Annotated in this window: 10 protein-coding genes and 2 pseudogenes; 9 read left to right on the plus strand and 3 right to left on the minus strand. The window is 72.5% G+C overall.

The genetic code is table 11. The annotated features are described in order from the left end of the window. Window positions 1-15 precede the first annotated feature (15 nt). Window positions 16-363 carry a hypothetical protein gene (locus MM440_RS12565; RefSeq protein ID WP_241444665.1) on the minus strand — a complete coding sequence of 116 codons (348 nt, stop codon included), beginning with the start codon at window positions 361-363 and terminating at the stop codon, window positions 16-18. 2 nt (window positions 364-365) lie between these two features. Then, complete coding sequence (locus MM440_RS12570) at window positions 366-626, minus strand: hypothetical protein (protein WP_420914160.1); 261 nt, start codon at window positions 624-626, stop codon at window positions 366-368. 64 nt (window positions 627-690) lie between these two features. On the opposite strand from MM440_RS12570, the gene MM440_RS12575 reads away from it, so the two are divergent. Next, window positions 691-1,689 (plus strand): hypothetical protein, encoded by a 999-nt coding sequence (locus MM440_RS12575; protein WP_241444666.1) that lies wholly within the window; start codon window positions 691-693, stop codon window positions 1,687-1,689. Window positions 1,690-1,746: 57 nt separating this feature from the next. Continuing rightward, window positions 1,747-2,970 (plus strand): annotated as a pseudogene (locus MM440_RS12580) (cation:proton antiporter domain-containing protein); the annotation flags it as partial. 52 nt (window positions 2,971-3,022) lie between these two features. Here MM440_RS12580 and pdxT read toward each other — a convergent pair. Beyond that, window positions 3,023-3,700 (minus strand): pyridoxal 5'-phosphate synthase glutaminase subunit PdxT, encoded by a 678-nt coding sequence (pdxT, locus tag MM440_RS12585; protein ID WP_241444667.1) that lies wholly within the window; start codon window positions 3,698-3,700, stop codon window positions 3,023-3,025. A gap of 155 nt (window positions 3,701-3,855) precedes the next feature. Between pdxT and MM440_RS12590 the strand changes: the two genes are divergently transcribed. The 7 genes and pseudogenes from MM440_RS12590 to MM440_RS12620 all read left to right on the plus strand — a co-directional run. After that, on the plus strand, window positions 3,856-4,626 hold the full coding sequence (locus tag MM440_RS12590) for a YebC/PmpR family DNA-binding transcriptional regulator (protein ID WP_241444669.1): 771 nt from the start codon (window positions 3,856-3,858) through the stop codon (window positions 4,624-4,626). Window positions 4,627-4,704: 78 nt separating this feature from the next. Continuing rightward, on the plus strand, window positions 4,705-5,373 hold the full coding sequence (ruvC, locus tag MM440_RS12595) for a crossover junction endodeoxyribonuclease RuvC (RefSeq protein ID WP_241444671.1): 669 nt from the start codon (window positions 4,705-4,707) through the stop codon (window positions 5,371-5,373). Continuing rightward, window positions 5,370-5,978 (plus strand): Holliday junction branch migration protein RuvA, encoded by a 609-nt coding sequence (gene ruvA, locus MM440_RS12600; protein ID WP_241444672.1) that lies wholly within the window; start codon window positions 5,370-5,372, stop codon window positions 5,976-5,978. The genes ruvC and ruvA overlap by 4 nt, the downstream gene beginning before the upstream one ends. Then, window positions 5,975-7,099, plus strand: coding sequence for a Holliday junction branch migration DNA helicase RuvB (gene ruvB / locus MM440_RS12605; protein ID WP_241444673.1), 1,125 nt, complete (start codon window positions 5,975-5,977; stop codon window positions 7,097-7,099). Before ruvA ends, ruvB begins: the two co-directional genes overlap by 4 nt. Window positions 7,100-7,231: 132 nt before the next feature. Continuing rightward, entirely contained in the window at window positions 7,232-7,546 is a 315-nt protein-coding gene (yajC, locus tag MM440_RS12610) for a preprotein translocase subunit YajC (RefSeq protein WP_241444674.1), read from the plus strand. Further along, complete coding sequence (secD, locus tag MM440_RS12615; RefSeq protein WP_241444675.1) at window positions 7,546-9,612, plus strand: protein translocase subunit SecD; 2,067 nt, start codon at window positions 7,546-7,548, stop codon at window positions 9,610-9,612. Before yajC ends, secD begins: the two co-directional genes overlap by 1 nt. Then, a pseudogene (locus MM440_RS12620) lies at window positions 9,609-10,090 on the plus strand (protein translocase subunit SecF); the annotation flags it as partial. The gene secD and the pseudogene MM440_RS12620, both read left to right, overlap by 4 nt.

The raw sequence follows: 10,090 nt of genomic DNA on the forward strand, positions 1-10,090 counted from the left end.
CGAGGGGCCGTCGGCCTACTTCGTCTGGTTGGGGTGGCTCGTGTGCACCTGCTCCAGGTACACGGTCCTTCCGTCGACATAGAACCAGATCCGCGCCGTGCCCTTCGCTGCCGGCTTGTGCTGCCAGCGCTCGTGCGTCTTCCCGCCGCGCTGGATCGCGCCGAGCTCGCCCTTGAGACGATAGGTGGTTGTGGTTGTCGTCAGAGGGGTGCTTATCAGGAAGTCCCAGGTCTCCGTCATGGCGTTGCGGATGGTCGCGACGAGGTCACGCCAGCCGGTCAGTGCTTCGGCGGTAGCGAAACGGATCTCGTACTCGATCTTCTTCGGCGGGCGGGGGACCAGGTCTCCCTTCTTGGCGGGCACGGTCAGGGACGCTCCACGACTCCTGCGGGATGGTCGTCGCCCAGCCACGCGACGTCGACACGACCCAACCCTGCGGCGACGGCCGCTGCGGTCTCCTGCCAGGACGTCAGCTCGGCGATCGCGAGCTGCGGCTGTCCGGTCGAGAACGAGGCGCGTGCTGCATCGATGAGGTCAAGCGCGCAGGTCTGTCGGTCCGCGGGGGAGAGCGCCAGCATCCCCCTGATCGCCGAGTTCGTCGGGGGCGAGCAGGTGGCCGCTGCCACGCTGGCGGGTGGCTTCGCCCAAAAGGTGCATCACGCTGAGTAGCCATCGGCTACGGTCGGTTCCATGAGTCTTGCCCTCACCCGTGTGGCTGCCCTCGCCGACCGCTCGAGCGTCGCCGCGTGGTGCGACGAGCAGGGGGTGCCGGCGTTCGTGGCGACGGGGAGGTACGGCTGGGTGTTGCTCGACGTCCCGGTCCACGCCGACGGCCCGGCGGCCGGTCTGATCCCGACGACCGGGCCCGTCCGCGAGCTGCCCGAGCTGGTGCAGGCGCTCGCCGGGATCGGGCTGCGTGCCTACGGCTTCGCACCGGAGGGCATCGTGTCGTGCGTCAGCGGTGGGCCGCCGACCGTCGACACCAGTGGTGGTCCGGTGGACCCGGACGTGCCGCGGGCGCTCTACGCACCGCAGGCGCGGCTGCAGCCACCGTCGGCGCGCCAGGTCGTGGTCGCGCCCGACGTCGACGTCGACGTGGTGCGCCGGCTGGGGGTCGATGGGGCGGTCTACGCGGTGCGGCGGGGGACCAGCGTGCTGGCCGCCACGGAGGGCGACGCCCTGCCGCTCGCTGCCGAGCTGTCCCGCACGGCTCCGCGCGGTGTCGTCGCGCTCGCGACCGACGGGGAGCAGCTCGGCGCGATGGTCTTCGTGGACGGGTCGGCCGTCACGGCCCAGACCTGGAACGTCGACGGGGGACTGGCCGGCCTGGCTCGCCTCCCCGACGGAGTAGACCGTGCCCTCCTCGAGGACCTGCTCACCGCCCCGGACGCGGACCACGGCGTGCTGCTGCGCCTGGCCGGCCGGGACGAGGGCCCCGCCGCGGAGCAGGAGCTCACCGGGCTGCTGCACGCCCGGGGCAACCCCGAGCAGCTGCTCGGTCGGCTCTGCGGCACGCTGCGCCTGGCCGACCCCGACCTCGTCGTCGGCCACCTGTTCGACCGCCGCCTCGTGGAGCACGAGCGGGACGCCGTCGAGCACACCCGCTCTGCTGCCGGTCGCCTGTGGGGTCGGTTGCGCGGAGGCTCGCGGTCCGTGCCGCAGACCCACCCGGTGACCCACCGCTCCTGATCCGAATCAGCCTCAGGAATCGTCGAACTGGCCCCCGGAGGCGCACCATGGGTCCTTGTGACTCCTGACCTGGTCTACCTGACCGCCGGCTTCGGCCTGCTCCTGGGGGCCTTCCTGCCCCGCTTCATCCGCGACCGAGCCATCTCCGCGCCGCTCGTCGTCGTGGCGGTGGGGGTGGCGGTCGGCTGGTTCATCCCCGGTGACGAGCCGATCGCCCCGGTGCTGCACGAGACCATCGCGACCCACGTGAGCGAGCTGTGCGTCATCGTGGCGCTGATGGGCGTCGGGCTCGCGATCGACCGGCCGTTCAGCTGGCGGACCTGGCGGGTGACCTGGCGGCTGCTGCTGGTCGCGATGCCGCTCTGCATCGCCGCCACCGCGCTGCTCGGCTGGTGGGTCATCGGGCTCACCCCGGCCGCTGCGCTGCTGCTCGGCGCCGCGCTCGCCCCGACGGACCCGGTGCTCGCCTCGGACATCCAGGTCGAGGGACCGTCGGTGCTCGACCCCGAGGACCCCACCTCGCCGACCGACCCCGACGAGGCCGACGACCACACCCGCGCGACCGAGCAGGCGGCCTACGAGGAGGAGGACGAGGTGCGTTTCGCGCTCACCTCGGAGGCGGGGCTCAACGACTCGCTCGCGTTCCCGTTCGTCTACCTCGCGATCGGACTCGCGACCAAGGGCCCGCTGTCGGGCTGGGTCGGCACCTGGGTCGCGTGGGACCTCGTCGGCAAGCTGCTGATCGGGGTCGCCGTGGGCTGGCTCGCCGGCTGGGTGACCGGCAAGGTCGTCTTCCGCTCCCGGCTCGACCACCTGCGCCTGGCCGACGCGCGCGAGCCGCTGCTCGCCCTCGCGCTGGTCCTCGCGACCTACGGACTCACCGAGCTGGTCGGGGGCTACGGGTTCCTCGCGGTGTTCGTCGCCGCGGTCACGCTGCGCCAGTCCGAGCGGACCCACGCCTACCACGGGCACCTGCACGACGCGATCGAGCACCTCGAGTCGATCCTGACGCTGCTCATCCTGATGCTGCTCGGGGCGTCGCTGTCGTCCGGTCAGCTCGCGCACCTCACCTGGGGCGGCGTGGTGGTGGCGTTGGCGCTGGTCCTCGTCGTGCGCCCGGTGACCGGCTGGGTGTCCCTGGCCCGGGTGCCCGAGTTGAGCCGGGGCGAGAGGCTGGCCACGGCCGCGTTCGGCGTGCGCGGGATCGGCACGGTCTACTACCTGGCCTACGCGACGTCCCAGGCCGAGTGGGCCGAGAAGGACCTGGTCTGGTCGACCGCGACGGTCGCCATCTTGCTCTCCGTCGTCGTCCACGGCGTCGCCGCGACCCCGGTCATGCGCCGGTTGGAGGAGAGCCGGGAGGCGAGGTCCGGGTCCGACGCACCTGCTCGACGAACAGTCGATGGACGCGTAGGTCGCCCGTCACCTCAGGATGGAACGACGTCGCCAGCAGCGACCCCTGCCGGACCGCCACGGGGTGCGTGAGTCCGTCCGGCGTGCCGTCGGCGGCCGTGACCGAGGCCAGGACCTCGACCTGCGGGCCCACCTGCTCGACCCACGGTGCCCGGATGAAGACGGCGCGCACCGGCTCGCCGTCGACCCCCTCCACGCGCAGGTCGGCCTCGAACGAGTCGACCTGGCGACCGAACGCGTTACGGCGCACCAGCACGTCCAGCCCGCCCAGCGTCTGCTGGGCGCGGTGAGCGTCCACGAGCCGGTCCGCGAGCAGGATCAGCCCCGCGCAGGAGCCGTAGACCGGCATCCCGGCCGCGATCCGCTCCCGCAGCGGCTGCTGCAGGTCGAACGCGCGCACCAGCTTGTCCATCGTCGTCGACTCACCCCCCGGCAGGACGAGCGCATCGACCTCGGCCAGCTCGCTCGGCCGACGCACCGTCGACACCTCCGCCCCGCAGGCCTGCAGGGCGTGCACGTGCTCGCGCACGTCCCCCTGGACGGCGAGCACGCCGATGCGGGGAAGGGCCTCGGTGACGGGATCGATCGGCTGGGGCACGAGGCGTCAGCATAGTCGCTGCGCCGCCGACGCTAGACTGGTCCGGATCCCGCGGCGGGCGCACCGACCACGGCGGCGCCCGGACGGGTGCCCGGAGCGTCGGCGCCCGAGCCCCGTGAGCGTCCCACCGAGCGTCAACGAGCAGGAGCACACGCATGAGCGGCCACTCCAAATGGGCCACCACCAAGCACAAGAAGGCAGCCGTCGACGCCAAGCGCGGCAAGCTCTTCGCCAAGCTGATCAAGAACATCGAGGTCGCGTGCCGCAACGGCGGGGCCGACCCTGCCGGCAACCCCACGCTTTACGACGCGGTCCAGAAGGCCAAGAAGAACTCCGTCCCCAACGACAACATCGACCGCGCGCTCAAGCGTGGCTCGGGCGCCGAGGCGGGCGGGGCTGACTGGCAGACGATCATGTACGAGGGCTACGCGCCCAACGGTGTGGCCGTGCTCATCGAGTGCCTCACCGACAACCGCAACCGCGCCGCGACCGAGGTGCGCGTGGCGCTGTCGCGCAACGGCGGCAACCTCGCCGACCCCGGCTCGGTCGCCTACAACTTCTCCCGCAAGGGCGTCGTCGTGGTGCCGAAGACCCAGAAGGACGGCGAGACCACCGAGGACGCGCTGCTCGAGATCGTGCTCGACGCCGGCGCCGAGGAGGTCAACGACCTCGAGGACTCCTTCGAGATCGTCTCTGAGGCAACGGACTTCGTCGCCGTGCGCACCGCGATCCAGGACGCCGGCCTCGACTACGACTCGGCCGAGGCGCAGTTCGTGCCCAACCTCAAGGTCGAGCTGGACGCCGACGGCGCCCGCAAGATGTTCCGCGTCATCGACGCCCTCGAGGACAGCGACGACGTGCAGAACGTCTGGACCAACGGCGACGTCAGCGACGAGATCCTCGCCGAGCTCGACGACGAGGACTGACCGGCGCGCCGCGCTCGGGACTGTCCGAGGGTCGGGCTACAGTGGCGAACAGGTGTTCGTAGGGTCAGGAGGTGGGCGGTGCGCGTCCTCGGCGTCGACCCCGGCCTCACCCGCTGCGGCCTCGGCGTGGTCGAGGGCACCCGCGGCGGCCGGCTGACCATGTTGGGTGTCGGCGTGGTGCGCACCCCCGTGGGTGACGCCACCCCCGAGCGCCTCTACGCGCTGCAGCAGGAGCTCGAGGTGTGGTTGGAGCGCTACCAGCCCGACGCGATCGCCGTCGAGCGGGTCTTCGCCCGCCGCGACGTCGGCACCATCATGGGCACCGCCCAGGCCAGCGCGGTGCCGATGCTGGCGGCCGCCCAGCGCGGGCTGCCGCTGGCGCTGCACACCCCCACCGAGGTCAAGGCCGCGGTGACCGGCAACGGCCGCGCCGACAAGGCGCAGGTCACCCACATGGTGGTGCGGGTGCTGCGGCTCGACCAGGCGCCCAAGCCCGCGGACGCCGCCGACGCCCTCGCCCTCGCCATCTGTCACGTGTGGCGCGGGGGAGCGGCCGACCGGCTCGCCGGTGCCGTCGCGGGCAACCGCCTGCAAGAGCTCGTCCGGGCCGAGGAGCGCGGCCATCGCGCGGCACGCTCGGGCCGGTCGGCGAGCGAGTCGACCGCAGGCGGGACGGCCGGGAACCGGTCGACCGGGCAGAACGCCTGGCAGCGCGCCATCGCCGAACACTCAAGGAGCACCCGTTGATCGCCTCCGTCTCCGGCTCGGTCCGTCACGTCGGTCTTGACAGCGTCGTCGTCGAGGTCGGTGGGGTCGGGCTGCTCGTCCACACCACGCCCGCCACGGCGGCCCAGCAGCACCTCGGTCACGGAGCCGAGCTCGAGACCAGCCTGGTCGTGCGCGAGGACTCGCTCACGCTCTACGGGTTCGCGGACGTGGGGGAGAAGGCGCTGTTCGAGACCGTGCAGAAGGTCTCCGGCGTCGGGCCCCGGCTGGCCCTCGCCATGCTGTCGGTCCACGCGCCCGACGTGCTGCGCGCGGCCATCGCCGCCGGGGACACGACCACCCTGTGCAAGGTCCCCGGCATCGGCAAAAAGGGCGCCGAGCGGATCGTGCTCGAGCTGCGCGACAAGGTCGGTGCGCTGCCTGGCGGGACCTCCGCCGCGACCCCTGCGCCGCAGGCCGGCGACGCCGGCCCGTCCTGGGCGCCCGCGGTCTCCGAGGCCCTGGTCGGTCTCGGCTGGTCCGCGAAGCAGGCCGACGACGCCGTCGCCAAGGTGGCCAAGGACGCCGAGCCCACGGCCGGCACCAGCGCCATGCTCCGCGCCGCCCTGCAGGTGCTCGGCCGATGACCGGTCGCTCTCCGGACGACCCGTTCCTCGGCGAGCGGGCCGAGGGCGTGCTCGACGACGGCTCCTACGAGGCGACGGCGCGCGTGGTCGACGCGGGCAGCGACGCCGACGAGCGCACGGTGGAGGCCGCGCTACGCCCGCGTCGGCTCGCGGAGTTCCCCGGTCAACCACGCGTGCGCGACCAGCTCTCCCTCGTGCTCGAGGCCGCGCGTCGGCGCGACGCGGTGCCCGACCACATCCTGCTGTCCGGCCCGCCCGGCCTCGGCAAGACGACCCTCGCGATGATCGTCGCGGCCGAGCTGGAGCGCCCGATCCGGGTGACGAGCGGACCGGCGATCCAGCACGCCGGCGACCTGGCCGCGATCTTGTCGAGCCTCGCGGAGGGCGAGGTGCTGTTCCTCGACGAGATCCACCGGATGGCACGCGCCGCGGAGGAGATGCTCTACCTCGCCATGGAGGACTTCCGGGTCGACGTCATCGTCGGCAAGGGTCCCGGTGCGACCGCGATCCCGCTGGAGCTGCCGCCGTTCACCGTGGTGGGCGCCACCACGCGATCCGGGCTGCTGCCTGCGCCGCTGCGCGATCGGTTCGGCTTCACCGGTCATCTCGACTACTACAACGCCGTAGACCTCGCGGCGATCCTCACCCGCTCCGCGCGCCTGCTCGCCGTGGAGGCCACGGACGACGGTCTCGCCGAGATCGCCGGCCGCTCGCGCGGCACGCCCCGCATCGCCAACCGGCTGCTGCGCCGGGTGCGCGACTACGCCCAGGTCCACGGCCAGGGTGTCGTAGACCGTGCGGCGGCGCAGGCGGCCCTCGAGCTGTTCGACGTCGACGGCCTCGGGCTCGACCGGCTGGACCGTGGGGTCCTCGAGGCCCTGTGCAAGCGCTTCGGGGGCGGACCGGTCGGTCTGTCCACCCTGGCGGTGGCCGTGGGGGAGGAGGCCGACACCGTCGAGACGGTGGCCGAGCCCTACCTGGTGCGCGAGGGCTTCCTCGTGCGCACCCCGCGCGGCCGGGCGGCCTCGGCGCTGGCCTGGGAGCACCTCGGTCTCACCCCGCCCTCGGGCACGTCCGCACCCACGCTGCCGCTGGACGACGGCGAGGGCCGGTTCGGCTGATCGAGCGGCGCCCCAGGTGCGCCCGCCCGCCAACCTGGGCGTGGTGATTGGGACCTGTCAGACCCCTCCCCTAAACTGCGGCGAAGGTCCGAGGTGCACTTCGGACCCCTCGACTGCAAGGGACCCCACCTGATGTTCGTTTCGGGCCTGCTGCCCATGGCCGACCAGGGCTCCGCCAGCTGGCTGAGCCTGGTCATGTTCGCGCTGCCGCTGCTCCTGGTCTTCTACTTCCTGATGGCCGGCCGCGCCCGGCAGAAGGCTGCGACGGCCCGGAGCCGGGCCGTCGCGGTCGGCGACAAGGTGGTGACCACCTCGGGCCTCTACGGCACGGTGGTCGCGCTCAGCGACTCGATCGCCAGCCTCGAGACCGCCCCGGGCGTCGTCATGGAGTTCGACCGCCGGGCCATCCTCGGCGCCATCGACGACAAGCCCGTGACGGAGCGGTGATGGCCAACCCCCGCACCCGTTCGGCCCGGCGCACCCTCACGACGTTCTTCGTGCTGCTGCTCGCCATGGCGGCGCTGCTCGCGGGCGCCACCCGCTGGAGCGACGCCGAGTGGACCCCCAAGCTCGGTCTCGACCTCGCCGGCGGCACCCAGGTGGTGCTCGAGCCGCAGCTCGCGGGCGGCCAGACGGTCAACGAGGGCCAGATGACCAAAGCCGTCGACATCATGCGCAAGCGCGTCGACGGGTCCGGCATCGCCGAGGCCGAGGTCAGCACCCAGGGCGGCAACAACATCGTCGTCTCGGTGCCGAGCGGCACCCCGCAGGCAGTGCTGGACTCGCTCGAGAAGTCCTCGATGATGCGCTTCCGGCCGGTCCTCGTCACCGCGCCGGGTGCGCCCACGGCCACCCCGAGCGCCGGCGGGGCAGCCTCCCCGACGGCCACCGGCTCGGCGGCCACGCCCGCCAGCACGCCGGCGGCCGCTACCCCGTCCGCCGCCGGGGCCAACTTCCCCGCGGCCGCGCTGCGCTCCCCGGCCGCGACGACCCCGGGGGCGACCGCGACGCCGACCCCCGCAGCCACGCCGGCAGCGACCTCGGCCGCTCCGACGGCACCCGCCGTCACCCCGGGTGCGGCCGTCACCAGCGCACCGGCCGCGACGGCCGCGACCGGCGCCGCCACCCCGTCCGCCAAGCCCACCGACCCGAGCGACCTCGCGTGGGTCACCGACGCGCTGGCCAAGCAGTTCACCGACCTGGACTGCTCCAAGCAGCCCGACTCGGTCGCCGTCGACGACGCCAGCAAGCCGCTGGTCGCCTGCGACGACACCGGGGCCGCCAAGTTCATCCTCGGGCCGACCGAGATCGAGGGCTCGCACATCACCGACGCCCAGGCCGGTCTCGCGACCACCCAGTCGGGCGCCACGACGGGGCAGTACGTCGTCAACATCACCTTCGACCGCGAAGGCGGCCAGCAGTTCTACGACGTCACCAAGCGGCTCAACAGCCTGCCGTCCCCGCGCAACCAGCTCGCGATGGTGCTCGACGGCAAGGTCATCAGCGCCCCCTCGGTCACCCAGGGTGCGATCGCCGGTGGCCGCGCCGAGATCAGCGGCACGTTCAACTCGGTCACGGCTGACGCGCTCGCCCAGCAGCTGAAGTTCGGTGCGCTGCCGCTGTCGTTCACCGTGCAGACCAAGGACACCATCAGCCCCCAGCTCGGCTCCGACCAGCTGCGCCTCGGCCTGCTGGCCGGCGCGATCGGTCTGGTGCTGGTCGTGCTCTACAGCCTCATCCAGTACCGCGTCCTCGGCCTGGTCACGGTCGCCTCGCTGATCATGGCGGCCGCGGTGATCTACCTGTCGATCACGCTGCTCGGCTGGAGCCAGAACTTCCGGCTGTCGATGGCCGGCGTCACCGGTCTGATCCTGTCGATCGGCACCACGGCCGACTCGTTCATCGTCTACTTCGAGAGAGTCCGCGACGAGATCCGCGACGGGCGCAGCACCGCCGCAGCCGTCGAGGCGGGCTGGAAGCGCGCGCGGGGCACCATCTTGATCTCCGACGCGGTCAACCTGCTGGCCGCCGTCGTGCTCTACCTGCTGGCCAGCAGCAACGTGCGCGGATTCGCCTTCACCCTCGGTCTCACGACGGTCATCGACGTCATCATCGTCATGCTGTTCACCCACCCGCTGCTGTCGATCCTCGCGCGCACCAAGTTCTTCGGCGAGGGCCGGCCGTGGTCGGGTCTCGAGCCCGAGCGCCTCGGTGTCGACCGCAACGCGATCCGCTACCGCGGCCGCGGCCGGTTCTCCGCCCCGACGGCGAGCAGCTCCACCTCGGCGCGCGGCACGCGCGGCACGCGGGGTGGGTCCCAGGTAGAGCCGGACGACGAGCCGGTCGGTAGCGCCACCTCGGACACCCCGGCCATCCCCGCCGACGCGGACGCGCCGGTCAACCCGGACGCACAAGCCACCCCCGACGCGCCGGCCGCCGCCGGCACCCGCCGCAGACGCCCCATCCACCCCTCGGCCTCCGGTCGGGACCCGCAGGAAGGGGCCGTGCTGTGAACGGTTTCGCCAAGTTCGGCAACGACCTCTACACCGGTCGGCGCAGCATCGACTTCATGGGCCGGCGCAAGGTGTGGTTCGCGCTGTCCGCGATCGTGCTGGCCATCGCCCTCGCCGGGTTGTTCGTGCGCGGACTCAACCTCGGCCTGGAGTTCACCGGCGGCTCGGAGTTCCGGGTCAGCGGCGTCACCAACCTCAGCGGGTTCGAGGGGCGCGCCAAGGACGTCGTCACCAGGACGTCCAAGACCCAGGAGAACGTCACCGTCACCCAGGTCGGCAGCCAGGGCCTGCGCATCCAGACCGAGAAGCTGGACGACAAGACCACCCAGGCGGTCGCCAACGCGGTCGCCAAGGAGTTCGGCGTCCCCGCGTCGGCCGTCTCCAGCACCTTCGTCGGCCCGTCCTGGGGCCAGTCGGTCACCCAGCAGGCGCTCAAGGCGCTGATCATCTTCTTCCTGCTCGTCGCACTCGTGCTGGC

This window comes from Arsenicicoccus piscis (assembly GCF_022568835.1).
Classification (GTDB): domain Bacteria; phylum Actinomycetota; class Actinomycetes; order Actinomycetales; family Dermatophilaceae; genus Arsenicicoccus; species Arsenicicoccus piscis.